Raw genomic sequence first — 24,451 nt, forward strand, 5'->3', positions numbered from 1 at the left:
CTGCACAAAAAGAGCGCTGCAATCGCAGCGCTCTTTTTGTGTGTCTATAATATCTCTCTCAATATCCATGGAATCAGCGGCTCACGGCAGGGTGGAGCGATCCGATCTGCCGCCTCCTTTGCCTCCTTGGATGCATCCTCGGGGGCAATGCCGATATCTGCCATACGCAGAAGCTCCACATCGTTTTCGTAGTCGCCACAGGCGATGATACGTCGTCTCGCGCAGTCAGGCATTGCTTTTAAAACCTCTGCCATCGCACCCTTGCTCGTTCCGGGCGGGACGAATTCGAGGTAGTTCTCCTGCGAATAGAAAGAGGTAGATGCCTTGTCAACGCCCAGCTCTTTTGCAAGACGCTCCACAAACGAGAGATTGATCGGTGCATCGCAGATAAAAAACTTCAGCCAAGTCTCATCCTCGACGCGCTTCAAACTCGTGCGGATCACATCGTAGTACTCTTCGGAAAGGCGCGGATCATCGTTCCCTTCGGGGGTAAGAATGTAGCAATGCTCCTCTGTATAGACTTCGACGCAGGCGCGCGGAAACTGGTAGAGAACGCGCGCGGCAAAGGTACGCCAGAGATCACCGTCCAATGTGCGTGTTTCAAGCACCTGATTCGCCGCGATATCCTTGAGCATGGCTCCGTTGAAGAAGATGCTGGGGGTATTGACTGTGATCCCCTCAAGATAGGGGAGGGAGGAGTCCGGCGTGCGCCCCGTCGCTGCAGCAAACATGCCGCCCGCAGCGGCAAACGCATTGAGTGCGCGTTTATTCTCCTCGGAGATCATCTCGTGGCGCGGAATCAGTGTACCGTCCAGATCACTGATCAGAAGGATATCGTCGTATCTTTTTTCGCACATAGTATCCCAATGCCTATCAGATAGTTTTCCATCATCGCCGGTCCGTCGTGGGTCAGAATGGATTCGGGATGAAATTGGATGCCCTCGATTGGGAGGGTTTTATGGCGTACGCCCATGATTGTCCCGTCGCCGAGATCGCTTGTGATCTCAAGCACATCGGGGAGACTCTCTCGCTCGATGATGAGGGAGTGATAGCGCGCGACTCGCGTGCCCGCATGAATGCCCTTGTAGATACCCGTGCCGTGGTGACGGATGGGAGATGCCTTGCCGTGGACGATCTCGTGTGCGCGGACAATCTTACCGCCAAACACCTCTCCAATCGCCTGATGTCCGAGGCAAATCCCTAGGATCGGTACTTCACCGCCCAGTTCGCGTATGATGTCCTCTGTGATGCCTGCGTCCTTTGGAAGCCCGGGGCCAGGAGAGATCACAATGCCCTCATAGTTCTTTTTGCGGATCCCATCGATTGTCGTCGCATCGTTGCGGACGACCTCAACCTCTGCACCGAGATTTGTCAGCAGCTGATAGACGTTGTAGGTAAAGGAATCGTAGTTGTCAAGCAAAAGCAGCATGGTTCTCCACCTCCTCTACAACCTCGAAAAGTGCCTTTGCCTTCTGTAAAATTTCGAGGTATTCCTTCTCGGGTACGGAGTCCTTGACAATGCCTGCACCTGCTTGGATGATCGCTGTATCGTCATTTTCGATGCACATGGTGCGCAGCGTGATGCACATATCCATATTTCCGCGAAAGTCCATGTAGCCGACTGTTCCGGCGTAGAAGCCACGATCTTCGTGCTCCTCTTCGTGGATGATCTCCATCGCACGCAGCTTTGGTGCGCCGCTGACGGTTCCGGCAGGGAAGGTTGCACGCAGCACGTCCATTGGGGTATAGGTAGGATCAATCTCTCCAACGACGCTGCTGACCATGTGCGAAACGTGGGAGAATCGTTCGACCTCCATGAGCTTTGGCACGCGCACCGAGCCGGGCGTGCTGATCCGTCCGAGGTCGTTGCGTGCAAGATCCACAAGCATGGCGTGTTCGGCACACTCTTTCTCGTCGGAGCGCAGTTCCGTTGCGAGCAGCGCGTCCTCCTCGTCCGTTTTGCCGCGTTTCCTTGTGCCGGCGATGGGATAGGTATAGACCGTACTGCCCGATACTTTGACCAGCATCTCTGGGGATGCTCCGACCAGTTTTATCTCTCCGAAATTGTAGTAGAACATATAGGGAGATGGATTGACCTGCCGCAGCCGTCGATAAAATAGAAATGGGGGACGCGTGATCTTCTCACGGAAGCGGAAGGAAGGTACTGCCTGAAAGATATCGCCCGCATAGATATGTTCCTTGATGCGACGGACGGTTTCGAGGAACGCGGCGGGCGGCGTTCCGTACCGCGCCATAAAGTCTACGGATTCTGTACGTCGCGTTATATTTGTCGCAGGCGGCGTGAATGGTGAAGCAAGGCGCTCCCGCATGGCGGAAAGACGCTCTGCAGCCTGTTCGTAAAGTGCGTCTGGATCGCCGTTTTCACGAATATCTGCGAGGTAGTGAAGCTGTGCGCTGTTGCGTAGGGCATCGTAGACAACAAGATAGCGACACAGCATGAATTGACCAAGGAGATGCTCACCGCCCAAATGTACGCCACGCACGCGGTCAAACGTCGCTGCTGTTTCGTATGTGAAGTAGCCAGCCAATCCACCGTGTACGAGCGGTAACGCCTCATCGTCTGCAGCGGCGGGGGTAAAGCGTGCGGCGAACGTCTTCATCGTCTCGTGCGGTGCGCCCGCAATGCTCTTCATCAGACCATTTTCATTGATGAGAAGTTTGTCTGCAAAGACCTGCAGATGTACGAACGGTTCTCCGCCGATGAACGAGTAGCGCCCAAACTGCTGCTGCGTCGTGTCGACGGACTCCATGATGTAACCCTGATGTTCGCCGACGAGCTTGTAGTAGATGGATACGGGAGTATCGAGATCCATTGTCAGCTCAGTTGATACGGTAATGAGATTTGCTGTCTTTGCGGCTGCGATAAACTCCTCTTTGCTCAAACTCAGCTTCATTTGTTGATCTCCATGACGACATCTCTCTCCTTGCGACCGAGCACCCAACCGAGTACTTTGAGCTCGGCATAGAGCATCTGCTGCTGCTCGCGGTTGTTCTCACGGCTGAACTTCAGCTGTTTGTACTGCTGGCGTCCGAGGTTGTAGCGCGCAAGGATCTCCGCCTCGCTGCGCATCTTGTGGCGTCCGCCCGCGTGCATCCGTACGAGTTCCTCCACGTCTGCCTCTCCGTAGGTGGGGGGCTTCGGCGGTGCAGCCATCTGCCTGACGAGATCGGTGATCTCGCGATCATTCATGCTCATAGCTGTCTCCCTTTCTTTCAATATGCGGCGGCTGCGACCTCTGCCAATTCTGATTACGCCTTTGCGCCGCGTTCTTCCATATAACGAATCATCGCCTCTGCGACGTGCTTCGCATCCTTGACCACCTGCACGACATTCCATGGGCCAAGTACGACATCACCTGCCGAAAATACCCCCTCGCGTTCCGTCATGCCGTTTTCGTCGACCTTGACCAACCCCTTTTCGTTGAGCGTAATGCCTGTCGTCGAACGGACAATCTTGTCCTTTGCTGCCTGACTTGCCGCAATGACCGTACTATCGGCGGGAATGAGGTAGGGCTCGCCCTCACTGATGAGATTCTGATCCTCATCAAAGACGCGGTCATACATCATCGGCCCCTCGGGGGTGACGGAGTGAATGCCCTTGCCATATTGGATCTCACAGCCGTCCATCAGGGCGTACTCCAGCTCGCGTTCGCTCGCTGAGATTCCATTGCGCCGTGCGTAGATTGTGACGTAGCGGCTGCCCTTGCGAATTGCCGTGCGCGCCACATCCATCGCGGAGTTGCCCGAGCCGATGACGGCGACGCGGTCGCCGAGGCGGTAGACATCTGGATTCTGGAGGTAGTTGACCGCATAGTGGCAGTTGCCAAGTGTTTCGCCGTGGATGCCGAGACTCTTTGCACGCCAAGCTCCTGTTCCCATGAAGATTGTTTCATAGCCGTCGCGGAAGAGATCGTCTACGCTGAGTGCACCGCCGATTGTCGTGTTTGGGCGGATGTGAATGCCAAGTGTGCGGAGCTTCTCCTCGTAACGGTCAATCGTCGAGGGCGGCAGGCGGAAATCCGGAATGCCATAGCGAAGCATGCCGCCAATCTTCTGCATACGCTCGAAGATCGTGACGCCGTAGCCCTCCTGTGCAAGCTTTACGCCGACGACAATGCCGGCGGGTCCCGCGCCAATCACTGCGACGTTGTGTCCGTTGTAGGACTTGCGTGTGAGTACGAGCTTGTCGAGATAGGTATCCGAGATGTAGTGCTCAATGCTCGAGATCTGAATCGGTGCTCCACGTCGCCCCTGGATGCAGTTGCCCTCACACTGGGCATCGTGGTCGCAGACGAGAGAGCAAAAGACACTCATCGGGTTGTTGTCGTAGAGCATCGCGCCCGCCTCGTTGATCTTTCCGTCGAGGAACAGGCGGATCATCTCCGGGACATTGGTCTGCACGGGACAGCCCTTGATGCGGCAGAGCGGTTTCTTGCACTGAAGACACCGTCGTGCCTCGTTAATGACGTGAACGGCCATTGTTGATGATTCCTTTCGTTACATTCCATTGTCTCTTAAAATACGTATACACGTTGCTCATTATAGCACAATTCCATTCCGCTGTCATAGGCAGAAAGAAAAAGAGCCACTTTGTGCAGTGCTATTGATTTATTTCAATTACTGCAGCGATTCAGCAGCTCGGCGACGGCGTGAGGGAGATTACTGCTGGCATCCGCCAGATGGAGGATGAGACGCAGAGCCTCTTGAACCTCTCGCAGAAACTTGCAGATGAGACGAAGAAGTTCAAGCTGTAAACGATAAAAATGCCAATGGGGGTCGCTGCACTTGCAGTGACCCTTTTCCTGTTGTATGATAGACACATTGATAAGGAGGCGTTTTCATGGGAAAAGCGATGATTATTGGAGCGGGCGGCGTCGCGAGCGTTGCCGTGCACAAGTGTTGCCAGAATCCGGAGGTCTTTGAGGAAATCCTCATTGCCTCGCGTACGAAATCAAAATGCGATGCGCTGAAGAAAAAGTTGGACGGCGGCAGGACAAAGATTCAGACCGCCGCCATTGATGCGGACGATGTGCCAGCACTGACTGCGCTCATTCGTAAGTTTCAGCCGGATGTCGTACTCAACCTTGCGCTCCCATATCAGGATTTGCATATTATGGATGCGTGCCTTGCGGCGGGCGTGCACTATGTCGATACGGCGAACTATGAGCCGGAGGACACGGCGAAGTTCGAGTACAGCTGGCAGTGGGCGTATGCAGATCGCTTCCGCGAGGCGGGGCTGACGGCGATTCTCGGCTCGGGATTTGATCCCGGGGTGACGGGCGTATTCAGTGCATACGCGATGAAGCACGAGTTTGATGAGATCAACTACATCGATATCCTCGACTGCAACGGCGGCGACCACGGCTATCCATTTGCGACGAATTTCAACCCCGAAATCAACATCCGTGAGGTTTCGGCAAAGGGGAGCTACTGGGAGAACGGCGCGTGGGTCGAGACAGAGCCGATGGAGATCAAGCGTGTCTACGACTTTGCCGAGGTGGGGCAAAAGGATATGTACCTCCTTCACCACGAGGAGCTCGAGTCACTCGCGAAGAACATCAAGGGCGTGAGGCGCATCCGTTTCTTCATGACATTCGGTGAGAGCTATCTCACGCATCTGCGTTGTCTCGAGAACGTCGGCATGACCTCGATCGAGCCGATTGACTTCGAGGGGCACAAGATCATCCCCCTGCAGTTCCTCAAGGCGGTGCTGCCCGATCCCGCGAGCCTCGGCCCGCGCACAAAAGGCAAGACGAACATTGGCTGCATCTTCCGCGGAAAGAAGGACGGCAAGGACAAAAATTACTATCTCTATAACGTCTGTGATCATGAGAAGTGCTACGCCGAGGTCGGCTCACAGGCCGTCGCGTATACGACGGGCGTGCCTGCGATGATCGGTGCGATGATGGTGATGACGGGCAAGTGGCGCCGTCCCGGCGTGTTCAACGTCGAGGAGTTCGATCCCGATCCGTTCATGGACGCGCTGAATGCCTGGGGCTTGCCGTGGCAGGAGAGCCATAACCCGGTGCTGGTGGACTGATGGCGGCGCGTGCAGAATGGCGAACGGAGTGGGAAGAGGTTCCCACTCCTTCCTACCTCGTCTACGAAGAGCTGCTGGAAAAAAACCTTAAAATCCTCGCGGAAATTGCAGAGGATACGGGAGCCAAGGTGCTCCTCGCGCAGAAATGTTTCTCCATGTATCACTACTATCCGCTGATTGGGCGCTATCTCTCGGGTACAACGGCGAGCGGCATCTATGAGGCGCGGCTGTCGCAGGAGGAGATGGGCAAGGAGAACCACGTCTTTAAGCCCGCCTACGAGGAGGACGAGATTCCGCGGCTCGCGGCGATTTGCGACCACATTGTATTCAACTCGTTCGCCCAGTGGGAGCGGTTCGGTGCGGCGGCGCGTGCAGCGGGCGCGTCCTGCGGCATCCGCATCAATCCCGAGCGCTCGACGCAGGAGCATGCGATCTATGATCCGTGTGCGCCGAACTCACGCCTCGGCGTGAAGATCGCGGATTTCCGTGCGGATTTGCTTGAGGGATTGGATGGTCTGCATTTTCATACGCTCTGCGAACAGGGGGCGGATGCCTTGGCGGCGACGCTTGAAGCTGTTGAGGAGAAATTTGGCAAATACCTCCACGGCATGAAGTGGCTGAACTTCGGCGGCGGGCATCACATTACGCGTGCGGACTATGACATTCCGCTGCTCAAAAGACTGATTCGTCACGTACAGGAGACGTACGATGTTGCAGTCTATCTCGAACCGGGCGAGGCGGTCGCTCTCAATGCGGGCTTCCTCGTCGCCGAGGTGCTTGACGTGCAGACGGATGGGAATGTCATTCTGAACACGTCCGCCGCCTGTCACATGCCCGATGTCATTGAGATGCCCTATCGTCCGCCTGTCGTCGGCGCGGGTGAGGCAGGGGAGAAGACGCATACCTACACGCTTGCGGGGCCGACCTGTCTCGCGGGTGATAGGATCGGCACGTACTCCTTTGACACGCCGCTTGTCGTGGGCGACCGTGTCGCCTTTGGCGATATGGCGATCTATACGATGGTGAAGAACAATACGTTCAACGGAATGCCCCTGCCGAACATCGTTGCCGTTTCACCCTCCGGAGAGTGGGAGATTGTGCGTGAATTCGGCTACGATGATTTCAAGATGAGGCTCTGAGAGAGGAACCGCTGTGATGGCGGTTCTTTTTTTTGGATCATGGGACTTTTTGACACGACATCTATATAAATAAAAACAGTTATTAAAAAGTATAAATTTCTATTGACATGAAAAAATTCATGTGCTATGATACATCCATCATAAGGACACACGCAATCGTCCGACAGGAGGACGATTGGTTTTCATCAAAGGAGGATATTCAATGTCACTCATCAACAAGGAAATCAGCGATTTTTCGGCACAGGCTTTTTTGAAGAAGGAAGGAGACGCAAAGGGCGATTTCGTCACCTTCACGAAGGCGGATCTCAAGGGCAAGTGGAGCGTGTTCTTCTTCTATCCGGCGGACTTCACGTTTGTCTGCCCGACGGAGCTGGCTGACCTCCAGGATCAGTATGCAGAGTTCCAGAAGCTTGGCTGCGAGATCTTCGCTGTTTCCTGTGACTCCCACTTCGTTCACAAGGCATGGCATGAGAGTTCTGAGCGCGTCGGTAAGCTCACGTATCCGATGCTCGCAGACCCGACGGCAAAGCTCGCACGCGACTTCGATGTCTACATTGAGGATGTCGGTCTTTCCGAGCGTGGCACGTTCGTTGTGAACCCTGAGGGCAAGATCGTTTCCTATGAGGTGAGCGCGGGCAATGTTGGCCGCAATGCGCAGGAGCTTCTCCGCAAGGTGCAGGCACTCCAGTTCGTCGCAGAGCACGGCGATGAGGTTTGTCCCGCACGCTGGAAGCCGGGCGATGAAACCCTCAAGCCGACCTTCGACCTCGTCGGCAAACTCTAAGACGGTATCAAGGGCACTTCGCGGCAGCACGCGCGAAGTGCTTTTCCTATGGAGGTGCCGATTCGTCGGTAGTTCCCCATGAAACGTAAACGAGGTGATTTGGTGGACAAAATGTATGATGCCGTCATCGTCGGCGGCGGCCCGGCAGGCCTTTCTGCCGCGATCTATCTGGCGCGTGCAAAATGCAAGGTGCTCGTCATCGAGAAGGAGAAGGTCGGCGGACAGATCACGATTACCGCCGATGTCGTGAACTATCCCGGCACGGGGAAGGTCAGCGGTTCCGAACTCGCGGCGCAGATGGAGCAGCAGGCACGCGGCTTTGGCGCGGAGTTCGTCGAGGCAGAGGTCATCGGCCTGAAGCTCGATCAGGACATCAAGGAGCTTGAGACAACGGCGGGTACAGTGGAGGCGCTCAGTGTCATCCTTGCAACGGGAGCGAATCCGCGTCAGGTCGGTTTTTATGGCGAGAAGAAGTTTCAGGGGCGCGGCGTTGCCTACTGTGCGACCTGTGATGCCGAGTTCTTTACGGGGATGGACATCTTCGTCATCGGCGGCGGGCTTGCGGCGGTGGAGGAGAGCATGTTCCTCTCACGCTACGGCAAATCGATCACGATCCTTGTGCGCAGCGATAAATTCCGTGCACCGCAGACGGCAGTGGACGCGCTTGCAAACTATCCGAACATCAAGGTTCGTTTCAATACAGTGGTAGAGCGCGTCGGCGGAGAGACGATGATTTCCTACGCCGACTTCCGCGACGAGGTGACGGGTAAGATCGAGCACTACATGGCGAAGGAAGGAGAGACGTTCGGCGTCTTTGTCTTTGCAGGCTATGTGCCGAATACGGGACTCTTCCGCGATCAGGTGGCTCTGAACGAGCAGGGCTATATCATAACGAACGAGGAGAAGGAGACGAATGTCAAGGGGGTCTTTGCGGCGGGCGATGTCTGCATCAAGACACTCCGTCAGGTGGTAACGGCTGTCTCGGACGGTGCGGTCTCTGCGGTTGCGGCAGAGCGCCATGCAGCAGCTCTCCATGACCGTCTGAACCTGCCTGCATTTGCGCGTGCCGAGGTGGATGCGAAGCGTTTTGAGCAGCGCAAGAGCTCCATCGAAAAGGAATCGTCCGAGGGGAATGAAACGAACTTCATCTCTGCCGAGATTCGCGAGCAGCTGCAGGCGGTCTTTGATAAATTTGAGAGCACGGTCAAAATTGTCGGACACTATGACGACGGCGATCTCTCGCGTGAGCTGCGCGGCTTTATGGATGAGTTCGCAGGACTCACGGACAAGGTCAGCTATGAGGAACGTGCCGATGCGGACGGTGCGCCGGGCATCGAGTTCCTGCATGGTGACGGCACGCCGAGCGGCATCACGTTCCACGCCGTTCCGGGGGGGCATGAGTTTAACTCCTTCATTCTCGCACTTTACAATGTAGCGGGGCCAGGTCAGGAGCTGCGTGACGAGACGCGTGCAAAGATGGAGCAGATTTCCGCACCAGCCAAGGTCAAGGTGCTCATGTCGCTTTCCTGTACAATGTGTCCCGATGTGGTGGCAGCCGTGCAGCGCATTGCGGCAGCGCGCACAGACGTGTGTGCGGACATCTATGATATCCGCTACTTCCCAGAGCTGAAGGAGAAGTATAAAATCATGAGTGTTCCCTGCATGATTGTGGATGAAAAACTATACTTCGGCAAGAAAAATATTGACGAGATCGTTGATATTCTAGTCAAACGTTGATAAGATAATCAGCGGTGGAGTGCTGGGCAATTACTGCCTTTCCCATCCATCGCGCCGAGCGAATGCTGTCTGTGCCCCTGAGCAAGGCATAGAGGGACGGCATCTGCGTCGACTGATATATTTTGTGTATTTAGGAAGCACTGATAAATTCAGCCACGCCATCTTAGCGCATCTTTTTTGCCCGCTTTTCGTTAGCAAATCCTCCACATAGCTTTGGCTATGCGTCCGGTTTGCTGCCTCAATCGGACGAAAAAATCTACGCCAATCTGACGGACTTCATTTTATCAGCGATTCCTTTATTATAGCAAAGGAGAGCATTATGGAACTCAAGGGATCACAGACCGAGAAGAACCTCTGGGCGGCATTTGCCGGCGAATCGCAGGCGCACACGAAGTATCTCTACTACGCGTCGCAGGCGAAGAAGGACGGCTACACGCAGATCTCGAACATCTTCAACGAGACGGCGGTCAACGAGAAGGCACATGCAAAGATCTGGTTTAAACTCGTGCACGGTGTCGGCGATACGAAGGCAAACCTTGCGGATGCCGCCTCCGGGGAGAACGAGGAGTGGACGAGCATGTACCCCGAGTTTGCGCGTGTGGCGCGCGAGGAGGGGTTCGACAAGATTGCACGCCTCTTTGATGCCGTCGGCAAGATCGAGAAGGAGCACGATGCCCGCTACAAGCTCCTCCTGCAGAAGGTGGATGAGGGCACGGTGTTTGCACGCGATGAGAAAATCATCTGGCAGTGCCTCAACTGCGGCTATGTCTGCGAGAGTCCGAAGGCACCGATGAAGTGCCCAGTCTGTGAGCATCCGCAGTCCTTCTTCCAGCAGCTTGTACAGAACTACTGAGCCATACGGCTTTGACGGAAAGGGGCTGTTGCACGAAGTTTTCTAGCTTCGTGCAACAGCCCCCTTTTATTGATAGGAGAATGATATATATGCGCAGGAAATTTGACTTGTCCGCCTATTTTGTGATCGGTCCTGAGAATACACATGGGCGCCCCGTGGTGCGCGTGATCGCGGAGGCAATACGTGCGGGGTTCACCTTTGTCCAGATCCGCGCGAAGGGGGCGGACGCACGCGAGATTATCGATCTCACGCGTGCAGCAGCGGATGTGATCGCCGCACAGGAGAAGTCGGATGCTGTGGCACTCGTTGTAAACGACCGTCTGGATGTCGTGCTCGCGGCGCGGGAGCAAGGGATCAAAGTGGACGGTGTGCACGTCGGGCAGACAGATATCCCCGTTGATGTTTGCCGGAAGTATCTCGGTACAGATGCGATTGTCGGACTCTCTGCACCGACGACGGAACTGCTCGACTATGCGGCGCACTGTGATACTGCGTGCATTGACTACTTCGGCGCGGGTCCTCTGCACGCGACACCAACAAAGCCCGAGGCGGGACGTACCGCTTCGGGCGAGATCGTGACGCACAGCTTTGAGGAACTCGCCGAACTTCACCGCATCAGTCCTGTGCCCGTCGTCGTGGGCGGCGGGGTGAAGGCGGCAGATCTGCCTGCGCTCAAGGCAACGGGCGTCGAGGGCTTCTTTGTCATCAGTGCCGTCACGGGCGCGGAGCATCCCTATGCTGCTGCGGAGGAGTTGGTGCGTTTATGGAATGCGTAGAGGTGCATCTACTGTTTTGATTCTCTAAAGATGCTCTTGGTGGTGCGATGTCCCGACCGATTGCGTAACGAGGTGTTCGTGAGGGACACGCATTACAGCATATCACTCATTCGTAATATTTTAGCAGGCTCTGCGTGCCGTCAGCCCCACCGCCGCGCTCCTCGATGGCGCGTGCCTCGCGGAGCACCTGCTCGAGAACGGGAAGCACTGCACCGTATTCCTTTCCCGTCTCGGCACCGATTGTCATATCCTTGACGAAGTGCTTTATCATAAAGCCGGGGGCGAAGTTGCAGTCGAGCGCCATGCGTACCATGTTGCTCATCTGGAAGCTCGCCGCCGCGCCGCCCGAGATGGAAGCGTAGACCTTTTCTACATCGAGCCCTGCGGCGCGCGCGTAGGCAAATGCCTCGCACGCACCCGCAAGTGCGCCCGCGATGGCGATCTGATTGGCCGCCTTCGTCTTTTGTCCCGCGCCTGCCGCGCCCTCGTAGACGATGTTCTTGCCCATCGCTGCAAAGACGGGGCGCATGGCATTGAACGCATCCTCGTCACCGCCGACGAGAATGTTCAGCGTGGCGTTCCGCGCGCCCATATCACCGCCCGTGACGGGGGCATCAAGCGCGTGGATGCCGCGTTTTTTTGCCTCTGCGTAGATACGCTCGGCGAGTGCGGGGGAGGAGGTTGTCATATCGGCGGTATATGCACCCTCTCTGAGATTTGCGAGGATACCGTCTGTGCCGAGATAGACCTCCTCCACATCCTTTGGATAGCCGACGATGGTGATGACGGCGTCCTGCCCGCGAGCACACGCACCAGGACTGTCACAGTACTTTGCGCCGCGTGCGACGAGCTCATCTGCTTTGGACTTCGTGCGGTTGTAGACGCTGAGTTCATAGCCCGCGTCCATCAGATGTCCCGCCATCGCTGCACCCATGATGCCAAGTCCGATAAATCCAATTTTTTTCATGATTACCCCTCCATATTGTATGAATAGATTTCTTGCAGTTGTTTGTTCAATTTAGGAATATCTTTTGTGATCGTTTCCCACAGCAGTTCCTTATCTGCCGATTCATATTCGTGCGCAAAGAGATTTCTCATGCCCCTCATTTCAGCCCAAGGGACTTCTGTATGAGTGTTTTTGAACTTCTCGGATATCCGCTTGGACAGTTCACCAATCTGAAAAAGTGCCATAGAACAGGCATTGTAAAAAACATGATCGCGTTTGAAGTTCTCCTTCGAGAAATCAAAACGATCTACAGTCTCGATGATTTCCTCACAATGCCGTAGGATATGCTCAACAATACGACGATCCCTATCGTTCATAGAGCAAAACCTCGTCTTTCTTTAGATTTTCCTTGAACGCCTCCGAATCAGGGAGCCTACTCAGCAAATCGAGTTCTGTACCCAGTGCATCAGAGAGTTCTGAATAGATACCGCCAAGCATGAAGAAACTTTTAATATCCCCTTCAATACGAAGATCCACATCACTTTTCTCCGTGGCATTGCCACGCGCATACGAGCCGAAGAGATAGGCTCTTCGGATGGGGTATTTTTTACATACGGGAGCAATGCACTCCCGTATCCTTGGAATGGACAGCATAGCAATACCTCCTCTCAAGGCTCCTTGTTCTGTGTGTGCCTTATATTTAGGATAAATCAAAACATGGAAAATGTAAATGAAAATGAAGGACTTTTTTGATGGATTCCGAATTTTATAATCATAAGAGTGATACGAGAAAATATATAAATTTGGAGGGAGGATATTTTATGCGGCTCGAATTTTTGGGCGCAGCGCATGTCGTCACGGGATCATGTTATCTGCTTCATGTGGGGGATCACAGCTATCTCATAGACTGCGGTATGTACCAAGGAACACGCCGTCTGCGCGAGATGAACTACGAGGATTTTCCATTCAATCCCGCCGAGATCGAGGCTGTTTTTCTGACGCACGCGCATATTGACCACTGCGGACGCATTCCGCGGCTCGTGCGCGAGGGCTTTCGCGGTAAGGTGTATGCAACGCGCTCGACCTGTGACCTCGTCCGTATCATGCTGCCGGACTCGGCGCACATTCAGGAGAGCGACGCGGAGCTCATGAACCGCAAGAATGCGCGTCGCAGCGAGGCGCCCATCACGCCGCTCTATACACAGGCGGACGCCTTTGCCGCGCTTGAGCTGTTTGAACCCGTCGCCTATCAGTCCACGCTGCAGGTAGATGATCTGAAGCTCACCTTCCGCGATGCCGGGCATATCCTCGGTTCTGCAATTCTTGAGATCGTGGTGGAGGAGAACGGGCAGGAGACAAAGCTTGTCTTTTCGGGCGATCTCGGTCAGCCAAATCAGCCGATTCTGCGTGATCCCGAGACGATTGCGGGGGCAGACTTCCTGTTCGTCGAGTCCACCTACGGCGACCGCATTCACCGCGACTATGACAAGGAGACGGCACTGCTCGAGGTGATCCGCGACACGATGGATCGCGGTGGAAACGTCATCATTCCGTCCTTTGCCGTCGGGCGGACGCAGACACTGCTCTATTACTTCTACAATCTCTGGAAGGCGGGACGGCTCGACGACGATATTCCCATCATCATCGACAGTCCGCTCGCAATCCAGGCAACACGCGTCTTTCTCAAGAACTATGAGGACTTTGACGAGGAGACAATCGCGTTCTTTGGAGAGCAGGGGACGATTCCTGCGTTCCCGCAGGTACGCATTGCGGAGACGGCGGCGGAGTCGCGTGCGCTCAACTCCGCCGAAGGCTCGGCGGTTATCCTCTCCGCCTCGGGCATGGCGGATGCGGGGCGTGTGCTGCACCACCTCAAGCATAATCTCTGGCGGCCGGAGTCCACGATCCTTTTCGTCGGCTATCAGGCGGAGGGAAGCCTCGGACGGCGTCTCGTCGACGGCATCAAGCGCGTGCGCGTGCTCGGTGAGGAGATTGCTGTCAAGGCGCAGATTCAAGTGCTCGATGGCTTCTCTGCTCATGCGGACGCAGAGCAGATCGTTGACTGGATGCGTTCGATCAGTGCGCCGCGCCCCGCGAAGGTGTTCCTCGTTCACGGCGAAGGGCAGGCACAGGAGGCGCTCAAGGAGCGCATACAGGAGCAGCTCGGGCTTGAGGTCTATGCACCATTCCTCGGCGATATCGTGACGATGCAGGGGCGGAGTGCGAACCTCATCCCGTCGAATATCCCATCGGTTTCGGTCGAAGCGGAGATGGAGGATGTCATGCGCGACTTCGATGCGGAGTATCGTCAGCTGCGCAAGGCGATTATCCGCACGGTTGTACGTCAGCCGAAGCTCATGGAGCCGATCATCCGTACGATGCAGAAGGCGCGCAATTACTTCAAGAAACTCGCCGCTCCGTACAACATCTGAGCAGAATTTCTTTTTACAAAATGAAGAATAATTATTTAAAAATTGGATATCGCAGAACCGTGAGTGCCACACTTGCATAGTACTGTGAAATACGTTAAAATAGGGAAGCCTAAAATGGCTTTCCTATTTAATATGTATCGATTGAAGAAAATCCGTATGTATTCATACGGATTCGGATAGGTGGTGTTATTTTGGAATCCCCATTTCGTGTCGGGGTGGACGTCGGATCGACGACGATCAAGCTGGTCGTGCTCGGCGAGGAGCATGAGATCATCTATAAGAACTACGCACGGCATTTCTCCGAGATTGGAAAGGCGCTGCAGGACAATCTTGCGCAGCTGAAGGGTGTGGTGGGCGAGGCGAAATTCTCGTTCGCACTCACGGGATCAGCGGGCATGGGCATTGCCCAGCGCATCGGTCTGCCGTTCGTGCAGGAGGTCATTGCCTGTGCCTCGGCGGTGCGCCGTCTTATTCCGGAGACGACGACGGCGGTCGAACTCGGCGGCGAGGATGCCAAGATTACGTATTTCGGCGATGCACCGGAGCAGCGTATGAATGGTGTCTGCGCAGGCGGTACCGGATCGTTCATCGATCACATGGCGTCACTCCTCTCGACAGATCCCATCGGACTCAACGCACTTGCGGAGAAGGGCAAGCGCGTCTATGCAATCGCCTCGCGCTGCGGCGTGTTCGCCAAGACGGATATCCAGGCGCTCATGAACGACGGTGCTGCAAAGGCGGATATCGCGCTCTCCGTCTTTCAGGCGGTTGTCAACCAGACCATCGGAAATCTTGCGCAGGGGCGTCCGATTGACGGTACGGTTGCCTTTCTCGGCGGTCCTCTGCACTTTCTCCCGGAACTGAAAAAACGCTTTATCGAAACCTTGAAGCTCGACGCGGATCATGTCGTCGATGTGGATTACGGCAATTATTTCGTCGCGGTCGGCGCGGCGCTCTCCGATGATGCCGGAGTGACGGATATGCGGGAGATGGAGGCGTGCATTGCACGCGCGGAAGCGGCTGCGGCGGCAGAGACGCGTACGTCGGATATCACCCTCTTTAAGAATGCCGCAGACTATGCTGCGTTCAAGAAACGGCATGATCGTGACTGCGTCAAGCGCGGCAGCCTAGCCGACTATCGCGGTCCGATCTGCATTGGCATCGATGCGGGGTCAACCACGACGAAGCTCGTTGCCATCGGCAGGGACAAGGAGCTGCTCCATACCTCCTATGGGAGCAATCACGGCTCTCCTCTGCAGTCCGTCATCAATGCACTGCGGGAGTTCTATGCCGTGATGCCGGAGGGCGCGTACATCGCTGGATCGATGACAACCGGCTACGGCGAGGCGATTGTCAAGGCGGCGCTTCACGCGGACGGCGGCGAGGTGGAGACCTTTGCCCATCTGCGTGCAGCGCAGGAGTTCTGTCCCGAGGTCACCTTTGTTCTCGACATCGGCGGGCAGGATATGAAGTGCTTCTTCGTGCAGGACGGCAGTGTCGGCAACATCACGCTGAACGAGGCGTGCTCCGCGGGCTGCGGCTCCTTTATCCAGAACTTTGCCGAGGGGCTGCACATGACCGCTGCGGAGTTTGCAGGCAAGGCAGTGGATGCAAAGGCACCCGTCGACCTCGGTACGCGCTGCACGGTCTTTATGAATTCGAAGGTCAAACAGGCGCAGAAGGAGGGGGCGGAGGTTGCCGATATCTCGGCGGGCATTGCGCTCTCGGTCGTCAAGAACGCACTGTTCAAGGTCATGCAGATCAAGGATGTATCGACCCTCGGCGATCACATCGTCGTGCAGGGCGGGACGTTCTATAACGATGCCGTTCTGCGTGCACTTGAGAACATCCTGGGAAAGGATGTCATTCGTCCCGATATCGCGGGGCTCATGGGCGCATACGGCGCTGCGATTCTCGCACTTGAGACGGGGACGGAGCGGTCGACCCTGCTCGGCGCGGAGGAGCTGGGCGCATTCGAGATGAAGACCAGCTCCTATCGCTGCGGTAAATGCGGCAATAAGTGCCTCATCACGATGCAGCAGTTCCCGAACGGTGAGCGCTACTTTACGGGCAACCGCTGTGAGCGCGGCATCGGCGGCGAAAAACACGAGGACGATACGCCGAACATCTACAAGTTCAAGTATCGCCGTGTATTCAAGCACTACAAATCACCCGCCGAGCCGCGTCGCGGGCGCATCGGCATTCCGCGCACGCTCAATATGTACGAGGACTATCCGTTCTGGTTCACGTTCTTTGACAAGCTCGGCTACGGTGTTGTGATTTCGGGGAAATCCTCGCCGCAGCTCTTCTACAAGGGCATGGCGACGATCCCGTCGGACTCGCTCTGCTACCCCGCAAAGCTCGCGCACGGACACATCGTCGATCTTGTGGAAAAGGGCGTCGATACGATTTTCTATCCCTGCGAGCCGCACAACATGGAGGACAAGCCGGGTTCTTCGGCAAATAATTTCAACTGCCCGATTGTCGCGTCCTACGCGGAGAATATCCGCATCAATATGGATATCCTGCGCGAGAAAAACATTCGCTTTATTCAGCCGTTCCTGCCGATCAATGACCGAACACGCATGATCGAGCGCCTTGTGGAGGAGTTCGGCAAAATTGAGGGCATCGGCAAGAAGGAAATCACTGCCGCCGTCGATGCGGGGTATGCCGAGATTGAGCAATACCGGCAGGATGTGCGTGACTACGGGCAGCAGATCCTCGACCGCATTGCCAAGACGGGCGAGCATGCAATTCTCCTTGCGGGGCGCCCATACCACGTCGACCCCGAGATCAATCACGGCATCCCAGAGATGATTCAGTCCTACAAGTTGCCGATTCTCTCCGAGGATGCAGTCTATCATATCCCTGTGCACGAGCGACGGCTTCAGGTCGTGAACCAGTGGAGCTACCACGCGCGCCTCTATCATGCGGCGCAGTTTGTCGCGGAGCATCCGAACGTGACACTCATCCAGCTCAGCTCGTTCGGTTGTGGTCTGGACGCACTCACGACCTCCGAGGTGCGCGAGATTCTCGAATCGCATGAGCGCATCTACACCATGATAAAGCTCGACGAGGTGTCGAACCTCGGTGCGGCACGCATCCGTCTACGCTCGCTGATCGCCGCGCTCGCGCGGCGGGAGAACCCCGCCTATCACGAGGCTCCCGTCATCGAGCGCCCACGCTTCACCGAGGACTGCAGAAAGACGCATACGATTCTCGCACCACAGATGGCGCCGATTCACTTTGACCTCTTCCGCACCACGATGAAGAAGCACGGCTACAACGTCGTCATCCCGCCGATGCCGGACAAGGGCGCAATCGATCTTGGGCTGCGCTATGTGCACAACGATATGTGCTATCCCGCGATTGTCGTTATCGGTCAGCTGCTTGCCGCACTGAAGGCGGGGCTCTGCGATGCCGATCACACGAGCATCGCCCTCTTTCAGACCTGCGGTGCGTGCCGTGCGACCAACTACCTCGGCGTGCTGCGCAAGGCGCTGCGCGATGCGGGCTTCCCGAACGTCGCCGTCTTTGCCGTGCGCGGACTGCCCGAGGAGACGGATAGCTTCGCCTTCAGCCGCGAGATGATGGTGGACGCCATCAAGGCGGCGATCTACGGCGACCTTCTCATGAACGTTCGCAATCGCATGATGCCGTACGAGCTTGTCAAAGGTACGACACAGGCGGCGTTTGACAAGTGGATGGCACGTGCAAAGGACGAACTTGAGCACGGCAGTGTGTTCAAGTTCCGCCGCATGGTAAAGGACATCGTACGCGACTTTGATCATATCCCCATCGACGAGCATCTGTGGAAACCGAAGGTCGGCATCGTCGGTGAAATTCTCGTCAAGTATCACCCCGTTGCGAACAACGACATCGAGACGGTGTTGATGAACGAGGGGGCAGAGGTCGTCATGCCCGACTTTGTGGACTTCTTCCTCTATTCCGCTTACGACCCGATTGCGCAGCACAAGCTGCTCTCCGGCTCGTACAAGGATCGGCTCTTCGGTCGTATGTTCATCAAGGTCATTGAGTTCTTCCGCGCCCCCATGCGCAAGGCGCTGAAGGAGAGCTGCCACTTCCGCCCGCCGCAGTCCATCGACCACACGGCAGAGCTTGCGGCGCGTCACGTCAGCCTCGGCAATATGGCGGGGGAGGGCTGGTTCCTCACGGGCGAGATGGTGAAGCTCATCGAGGAGGGCGTGCCGAACGTCGTCTGCCTTCAGCCGTTCGGCTGTCTGCCAAACCACATCACGGGCAAGGGGGTTATGCACGACCTGCGCAAAGCATACCACGGCGCGAACATCACGGCGATTGACTGTGATGCGGGATCGAGCGAGGTCAACCAGCTCAACCGTCTGAAACTCATGCTCGCCGTCGCAAAGGAGCGGCAGCCGGCAAAGCCGGATTCTGTGATGCAGACAACCGAAATCGCAAAAAGAAGATAATGCGTTTGGAAAAGAGCTATGTTTTCAAGCATGGCTCTTTTTTTATTACAAAAACACGTTCCACGAACAAAAATTTCACAAAAATTTGTTCCAAACTATTGACCGAACATTTTTTCTGTGTTATTCTATATCCGAACAGAGGTTTTGAGAATATACATACGGATATAAGAAGTTGTTTTCATAACCAAAGTGCGTTAAACAGCTTCAAGGAGGGATAACGATGAAGAAGATTGGTCTTTTTCTCAGTGTATGTGCTCTTATATGGATGGGCATTTCCGCACTTCACCTGACAAATCCATATCTGCGCTCAGCGGACTTCATCGAGGTGCAGGTGTCGCGCGGTGAGAATGTCTGGTCCATTGCACGCAGGTATGCGACGAGAGAAACGATGGCGGAGCAGCTTGAGGAGGCGATCATCGAGGTCAACGGGCTTGCGCCGGATGGCTCAGTTGCCGCTGGTCGTCGTCTGCGCGTTCCAGTCATTGAGCCTGCCGAGCAGCTGCAGGCGATGGCCGAGCACAAAGCCCTTGACACAGCCGCCCGTGCGCCTTATAATGGCGTTACCGATTAGGGTGGAAACATATAGGAATCACTGATAACGATGCCTTGTTCCTAGGGGATGGATTTCCTATCCCACAGGGGCAGGGCTTTTGTATATTTGGAAGGGAGAGCATTTATGATAAAGCTGACACTGCCGGATGGCTCCATTCGTGAGGTTGAGGCGGGGACGACGCTGCTGGACGTTGTCAAGGGGATGAGCAATTCGCTCGCAAAGAAAGCACTGGCGGCGAGCCTTGATGGGAAGACGGTCGATCTGACAACGCCCGTGACGCAGGATGCCGCGTTTCAGGTGCTGACCTTTGAGGATGCGGGTGGCCGCCATGCACTGCGCCACACGGCTGCACATATCATGGCTCAGGCAGTGAAGCGCCTCTATGCGGACTGCAACGTGCAGCTCGCCATTGGTCCCGCGATTGAGAACGGCTTCTACTATGACTTCGACATGGATCGCCAGCTGACGGATGCCGATCTGCGCGACATCGAGAAGGAAATGAAGAAAATTGTCAAGGAGAATCTGAAACTTGAGCGCCGTGAGATCCCGCGCAACGAGGCAATCGAGTTCTTCCGTGCCAAGGGCGAGAACTACAAGGTCGAGCTGATCGAGGATCTGCCCGAGGACGAGGTCATCTCCACCTATACGCAGGGCGAGTTTACGGATCTCTGCGCCGGCCCCCACGTCATGAGTACGGGCAAGGTCAAGGCGTTCAAGCTGCAGAGTGTGGCAGGTGCGTACTGGCGCGGCAGCGAGAAGAACAAGATGCTGCAGCGTATCTACGGAACGGCATTTGAAAAGCAGGAGGAGCTCGATGACTACCTCCACATGCTTGAGGAGGCGGCAAAGCGCGACCATCGCAAGCTCGGCAGGGAGCTTGACCTCTTCAGCATCCATGAGGAGGGGCCGGGCTTCCCGTTCTTCCATCCGAACGGAATGCTCCTGCGCAATTCTCTGCTCGACTACTGGCGGGAGGTGCACCGCCGCTACGGCTATCAGGAGATCAGCACGCCTGTAATCCTCAGCCGAAAGCTGTGGGAGACCTCGGGGCATTGGTTCCATTACCGCGAGAATATGTATACGACCGAGATCGACGAAGAGGACTATGCGATCAAACCGATGAACTGTCCCGGCTGTATGCTCGTCTATCGTTCCCATCTGCACAGTTACCGTGATCTGCCGCTGCGCCTTGCGGAACTTGGGCTTGTGCACCGGCATGAGCTCTCGGGAGCGCTGCACGGACTCTTCCGCGTCCGTAACTTCACGCAGGACGACGCGCATCTCTTTGTGACCCCAGACCAGATCGAGGGGGAGATTCAGCATACGATCGATCTCTTTGATGAGGTCTACCGCACATTCGGACTCTCGTACAAGGCGGAGCTCTCCACGCGCCCCGAGGACTCGATGGGCTCGGATGAGATGTGGGAGCTTGCGACGGAGGGACTGCGCAAGGCGCTTGAAAACCGTGGCTTGGACTTCGTGGTCAACGAGGGCGACGGGGCTTTCTATGGACCGAAGATCGACTTCCATCTGCGCGATTCCATCGGACGTACATGGCAGTGCGGCACGATCCAGCTCGATATGAGTCTGCCCGAGAAATTCGATCTGACCTACATTGGTGAGGATGGAGAGAAGCATCGCCCGGTCATGCTGCACCGCGTCGTTTACGGCTCAATCGAGCGCTTTATCGGCATTCTGATTGAAAACTATGCGGGTGCATTCCCCGTATGGATGGCGCCTGTGCAGGTGCGCATCCTGCCGATCACCGAGCGTCATGCGGCATACGCAGAGGAGCTGCGAAAGAAGATGTTCGACCTAGGTATCCGCGTCGAGGTCGATGACCGCAACGAAAAGACGGGCTACAAGATCCGCGAGAGTCAGGTCAAGAAGACGCCGTATACGCTTGTTGTCGGCGACCAGGAGCAGGAGAACCATACCGTTGCCCTGCGCAAGTACGGCGAGAAGGACAGCACAACGCTGACCGTGGATGATTTCATCGCGCTCGTGCAGGAAAAAATTGCGACACGCACACAGGAGTATTGACAAGACCTACGAATATGTGGTAGTATGGCATCTGTTACAAGCAGAAGCCACCGCTTCTCACCTGCGGGCGCACAGCGCGTCGGGTCGAATGAAAGATGACAGAAATTTTTCAAGGGTGGCTTTGTGCCGCCCTTTTCTATTGCAGGATGGCGTATATGCGTGCATCCGAACCAGGAGGTGTTCTTGCCATAAGCAGGGAATCTTTGCGAATCAATGAGGAAATCCACATCCGTGAGGTGCGTGTCACCAGCGCGGAGGGAGAACAGCTCGGCATCATGCTGACGCGCGACGCCCTTCGCATGGCGGAGGAGCAGCATCTCGACCTGGTCGAGGTTGCGCCGAAGGCAAAGCCGCCCGTCTGCCGCATCATGGACTTTGGAAAGTTCCGCTACGAGCAGCAGAAACGCGAGAAAGAAGCGAAGAAGAAGCAAAAGACCATCAGCATCAAGGAGGTCAAGCTGCGTCCGAACATCGACGAGCATGACTTCAATGTCAAGCTGAAGAATGCGCTTCGCTTTGTCGAAGAGGGCAACAAGGTCAAGGTGACGATCATGTTCCGCGGCAGAGAGCTCTCTCATCCGGAACTCGGACGTGCGGTTCTCGACCGCGTTGCCGAGCGGATGACAGACCTCGTGACCATCGAGCGCGGTGCAAAACTGGAGGGGAAGAACATGACGATGATCCTTTCCCCGAAGGTACAGAAGCCGACTAAGACAGTCAAACCCGCGAAGGAAGATAAAGGAGGAAATGGCGATGCCGAAGATTAAAACACGCCGCGCTGCTGCAAAGCGTTTCAGCGTAACAGGAAGCGGAGAATTCCGCCGCAACAAGGCGTACAAGAGACATATTCTGGAGAAGAAGACGCCGAAGCGCAAGCGCAACCTGCGCAAGGCTGCCCTTGCCGATACGTCGGACTACAAGCGCATCCGCAAGATGCTCCCCTACGCATAACTGGGGCAACGAATAAACCCCATGAGGGTAGGAACTAGGAGGAAACGCAATGCCAAGAGTAAAGAGCGGTGTCACAGCACATCGTCGTCATAAGAAGATCCTGAAGCTCGCGAAGGGTTATCGCGGCTCGCGCAGCAAGCAGTTCAAGAAGGCAAACGAGACCGTCATGAAGGCGCTCTACTATGCGCGCCGTGACCGTCGTGCGAAGAAGGGGACGTTCCGCCGTCTCTGGATCGCCCGCATCAATGCTGCTGCCCGCGCAAACGGCATCTCGTACAGCCGCCTCATTGCAGGTCTGACGAATGCCGGTGTCGAAGTCAACCGCAAGATGCTTGCTGATCTCGCCATTGCCGATGCAGCTGCATTCACGCAGATCGTCAACGTGGCGAAGGAGAACCAGTAAGAAGAGATTACGTCTGATGAGTCGTTTGATTCATCAGACGTATTTTTTACGATATGAAGAACATACAAAGCATTACTAGCGCGGCGAATCCGCTGATTCGTCTGACCCATGCCATTGTGCACACGCATCGCCGCGCGGCAAAGGAAGGGCTGTTCACGGTTGAGGGACTGCGTCTCGCCGAGATGGCGGCAGAATCGGATTGGAAGATCCGCCATGCGCTCGTGACGGAGCGTGCAATGACCGGGGAGCGGACATGCGCGCTCATGAACACGTTGCTCAAGCGCGACATTCCCACATTTCTTGTTGCGGAAAAACTGTTCTCGACACTCTCTGACACGGACAGTCCGCAGGGCATTTTGCTTGTCATGGAGCGCCCAAGGGGCGGCTCGCTGGATACGCTTTATCAAGAGCGCCGTGCGGATGAGATGCCTCTCTATATCGTACTTGACCGCGTGCAGGATCCCGGCAACGTCGGGACAATCCTGCGGACAGCGGATGCCGTCGGTGCGTCCGGCGTCATTCTCCTGCACGGCTCTGCAGATGTCTACAGTTCCAAGGTTGTGCGTGCGACGATGGGCGCCGTCTTTCATGTCCCGTTTGTCCTTGGAGTCACGCCAGAGGAGCTGATTCACTTTGCAGAGCGTACGTCGATCGCACTCCTCGCAGCCGCATGTGATGCAGAGGCGCGCACTCACTTCGCGGCAGATCTGCGGCGCTCCGCGCTCATCGTACTTGGCAATGAGGCAAACGGCGTGTCGGAGGAAATCCTGCATGCGGCAGAACATGTCTACATCCCCATGCGTGGGTACGCGGAGTCGCTGAACGTCTCTGCGGCGGCAACCGCAATTCTGTATGAGGCATTTCGTCAGCGCCTCTGCGTATAAACAGCAAAAGGGCTTGATCTAAACCGCGACCAAGCCCTTTGTGCTATGTAACTATGTAACTTTATTCCGACAGCAGTGATAGGATTCGCTCCTTTGAGATGAGTCCGATGGAGTCGTTGATCAGCTCACCGCCCTTGAAATAGAGGAGTGCAGGGATGCTCATAACACCGTATTCCTCGGCGATGTCCTGTGCATCGTCCATGTTGATCTTGCAGATCTTAATGTCCGAGCGCTCCGCAGCGATTTCCTCAAGAATGGGCGTGAGCATACGGCAGGGCGTGCACCACGTTGCCCAGAAGTCGACAATAACCAGTTGGTCACTCTGCAGCACCTCAAAATCAAATGTTTCTTTTGTTACTTCAATAAGCCCCATCATCTGCACCCCTTTGCATCATCTTGCACACTTTTATCTATCATATACAATGTTCCTATCTTTTT

At 55.8% G+C, this 24,451-nt stretch carries 23 protein-coding genes and 1 other annotated feature; of the genes, 14 read left to right on the forward strand and 9 right to left on the reverse strand.

Annotated elements, in window-relative coordinates; translation table 11 throughout:
* Nucleotides 1-44: 44 nt before the first annotated feature.
* The 5 genes from C8273_RS11775 to C8273_RS11795 are packed head-to-tail and all read right to left on the reverse strand — an operon-like array spanning nt 45 to nt 4,500.
* The gene (locus C8273_RS11775) at nt 45-857 is read right to left on the reverse strand and encodes an HAD-IIB family hydrolase (RefSeq protein ID WP_106627897.1); all 813 of its coding nucleotides are present in this window, start codon (nt 855-857) and stop codon (nt 45-47) included.
* The gene (locus C8273_RS11780) at nt 824-1,429 is read right to left on the reverse strand and encodes an anthranilate synthase component II (RefSeq protein ID WP_106627898.1); all 606 of its coding nucleotides are present in this window, start codon (nt 1,427-1,429) and stop codon (nt 824-826) included. The genes C8273_RS11775 and C8273_RS11780 overlap by 34 nt, the downstream gene beginning before the upstream one ends.
* Nucleotides 1,413-2,915 (reverse strand): anthranilate synthase component I family protein, encoded by a 1,503-nt coding sequence (locus tag C8273_RS11785; RefSeq protein ID WP_106627899.1) that lies wholly within the window; start codon nt 2,913-2,915, stop codon nt 1,413-1,415. Before C8273_RS11785 ends, C8273_RS11780 begins: the two co-directional genes overlap by 17 nt.
* The gene (locus C8273_RS11790) at nt 2,912-3,217 is read right to left on the reverse strand and encodes a hypothetical protein (protein WP_106627900.1); all 306 of its coding nucleotides are present in this window, start codon (nt 3,215-3,217) and stop codon (nt 2,912-2,914) included. The genes C8273_RS11785 and C8273_RS11790 overlap by 4 nt, the downstream gene beginning before the upstream one ends.
* Nucleotides 3,218-3,270: 53 nt before the next feature.
* Nucleotides 3,271-4,500, reverse strand: a complete 1,230-nt coding sequence (locus C8273_RS11795) for an FAD-dependent oxidoreductase (protein ID WP_106627901.1) — start codon at nt 4,498-4,500, stop codon at nt 3,271-3,273.
* A gap of 361 nt (nt 4,501-4,861) precedes the next feature.
* On the opposite strand from C8273_RS11795, the gene C8273_RS11800 reads away from it, so the two are divergent.
* The 6 genes from C8273_RS11800 to C8273_RS11830 all read left to right on the forward strand — a co-directional run bounded on the left by C8273_RS11800 (nt 4,862) and on the right by C8273_RS11830 (nt 11,350).
* Entirely contained in the window at nt 4,862-6,061 is a 1,200-nt protein-coding gene (locus C8273_RS11800) for a saccharopine dehydrogenase family protein (protein ID WP_106627902.1), read from the forward strand.
* Entirely contained in the window at nt 6,061-7,200 is a 1,140-nt protein-coding gene (nspC, locus tag C8273_RS11805) for a carboxynorspermidine decarboxylase (RefSeq protein ID WP_106627903.1), read from the forward strand. The genes C8273_RS11800 and nspC overlap by 1 nt, the downstream gene beginning before the upstream one ends.
* Before the next feature lie 202 nt (nt 7,201-7,402).
* Nucleotides 7,403-7,984, forward strand: coding sequence for an alkyl hydroperoxide reductase subunit C (gene ahpC / locus C8273_RS11810; RefSeq protein ID WP_106627904.1), 582 nt, complete (start codon nt 7,403-7,405; stop codon nt 7,982-7,984).
* Nucleotides 7,985-8,095: 111 nt separating this feature from the next.
* Entirely contained in the window at nt 8,096-9,721 is a 1,626-nt protein-coding gene (locus C8273_RS11815) for an FAD-dependent oxidoreductase (RefSeq protein WP_199821109.1), read from the forward strand.
* Nucleotides 9,722-10,040: 319 nt separating this feature from the next.
* Nucleotides 10,041-10,574 (forward strand): rubrerythrin, encoded by a 534-nt coding sequence (gene rbr / locus C8273_RS11825; RefSeq protein WP_106627906.1) that lies wholly within the window; start codon nt 10,041-10,043, stop codon nt 10,572-10,574.
* A gap of 89 nt (nt 10,575-10,663) precedes the next feature.
* A complete protein-coding gene (locus tag C8273_RS11830; protein ID WP_199821105.1) occupies nt 10,664-11,350 on the forward strand; it encodes a thiamine phosphate synthase in 687 nt (228 codons plus the stop codon).
* 106 nt (nt 11,351-11,456) lie between these two features.
* Here C8273_RS11830 and C8273_RS11835 read toward each other — a convergent pair whose 3' ends face one another.
* Genes C8273_RS11835 through C8273_RS11845 form a run of 3 tightly spaced genes read right to left on the reverse strand, consistent with a single transcriptional unit; the run spans nt 11,457 to nt 12,950 of the window.
* A complete protein-coding gene (locus tag C8273_RS11835) occupies nt 11,457-12,317 on the reverse strand; it encodes an NAD(P)-dependent oxidoreductase (RefSeq protein ID WP_106627907.1) in 861 nt (286 codons plus the stop codon).
* A 2-nt stretch (nt 12,318-12,319) separates the two neighbouring features.
* On the reverse strand, nt 12,320-12,673 hold the full coding sequence (locus tag C8273_RS11840) for a HepT-like ribonuclease domain-containing protein (protein WP_106627908.1): 354 nt from the start codon (nt 12,671-12,673) through the stop codon (nt 12,320-12,322).
* The gene (locus C8273_RS11845; protein ID WP_106627909.1) at nt 12,663-12,950 is read right to left on the reverse strand and encodes a nucleotidyltransferase family protein; all 288 of its coding nucleotides are present in this window, start codon (nt 12,948-12,950) and stop codon (nt 12,663-12,665) included. The genes C8273_RS11840 and C8273_RS11845 overlap by 11 nt, the downstream gene beginning before the upstream one ends.
* A gap of 167 nt (nt 12,951-13,117) precedes the next feature.
* On the opposite strand from C8273_RS11845, the gene C8273_RS11850 reads away from it, so the two are divergent.
* The 8 genes from C8273_RS11850 to C8273_RS11890 all read left to right on the forward strand — a co-directional run bounded on the left by C8273_RS11850 (nt 13,118) and on the right by C8273_RS11890 (nt 24,013).
* A complete protein-coding gene (locus tag C8273_RS11850) occupies nt 13,118-14,728 on the forward strand; it encodes an MBL fold metallo-hydrolase RNA specificity domain-containing protein (protein WP_106627910.1) in 1,611 nt (536 codons plus the stop codon).
* Nucleotides 14,729-14,919: 191 nt separating this feature from the next.
* A complete protein-coding gene (locus C8273_RS11855; RefSeq protein WP_106627911.1) occupies nt 14,920-19,179 on the forward strand; it encodes a 2-hydroxyacyl-CoA dehydratase in 4,260 nt (1,419 codons plus the stop codon).
* 220 nt (nt 19,180-19,399) lie between these two features.
* Nucleotides 19,400-19,750 carry a LysM peptidoglycan-binding domain-containing protein gene (locus tag C8273_RS11865; RefSeq protein ID WP_106627912.1) on the forward strand — a complete coding sequence of 117 codons (351 nt, stop codon included), beginning with the start codon at nt 19,400-19,402 and terminating at the stop codon, nt 19,748-19,750.
* Between the two features lie 105 nt (nt 19,751-19,855).
* Nucleotides 19,856-21,775, forward strand: coding sequence for a threonine--tRNA ligase (gene thrS, locus C8273_RS11870; protein WP_106627913.1), 1,920 nt, complete (start codon nt 19,856-19,858; stop codon nt 21,773-21,775).
* 32 nt (nt 21,776-21,807) lie between these two features.
* Nucleotides 21,808-21,919 (forward strand) — a sequence feature (ribosomal protein L20 leader region).
* A 59-nt stretch (nt 21,920-21,978) separates the two neighbouring features.
* Complete coding sequence (infC, locus tag C8273_RS11875; RefSeq protein ID WP_106627914.1) at nt 21,979-22,542, forward strand: translation initiation factor IF-3; 564 nt, start codon at nt 21,979-21,981, stop codon at nt 22,540-22,542.
* Nucleotides 22,529-22,726 carry a 50S ribosomal protein L35 gene (rpmI, locus tag C8273_RS11880; RefSeq protein WP_006693988.1) on the forward strand — a complete coding sequence of 66 codons (198 nt, stop codon included), beginning with the start codon at nt 22,529-22,531 and terminating at the stop codon, nt 22,724-22,726. Before infC ends, rpmI begins: the two co-directional genes overlap by 14 nt.
* 49 nt (nt 22,727-22,775) lie before the next feature.
* The gene (gene rplT, locus C8273_RS11885; RefSeq protein WP_106627915.1) at nt 22,776-23,129 is read left to right on the forward strand and encodes a 50S ribosomal protein L20; all 354 of its coding nucleotides are present in this window, start codon (nt 22,776-22,778) and stop codon (nt 23,127-23,129) included.
* Nucleotides 23,130-23,182: 53 nt separating this feature from the next.
* Nucleotides 23,183-24,013 (forward strand): TrmH family RNA methyltransferase, encoded by an 831-nt coding sequence (locus C8273_RS11890; RefSeq protein ID WP_106627916.1) that lies wholly within the window; start codon nt 23,183-23,185, stop codon nt 24,011-24,013.
* A gap of 61 nt (nt 24,014-24,074) precedes the next feature.
* Here C8273_RS11890 and trxA read toward each other — a convergent pair whose 3' ends face one another.
* Nucleotides 24,075-24,386 carry a thioredoxin gene (gene trxA / locus C8273_RS11895; RefSeq protein WP_106627917.1) on the reverse strand — a complete coding sequence of 104 codons (312 nt, stop codon included), beginning with the start codon at nt 24,384-24,386 and terminating at the stop codon, nt 24,075-24,077.
* Nucleotides 24,387-24,451 lie beyond the last annotated feature (65 nt).

The organism is Candidatus Centipeda massiliensis (assembly GCF_900290285.1).
Lineage (GTDB): Bacteria > Bacillota > Negativicutes > Selenomonadales > Selenomonadaceae > Centipeda > Centipeda massiliensis.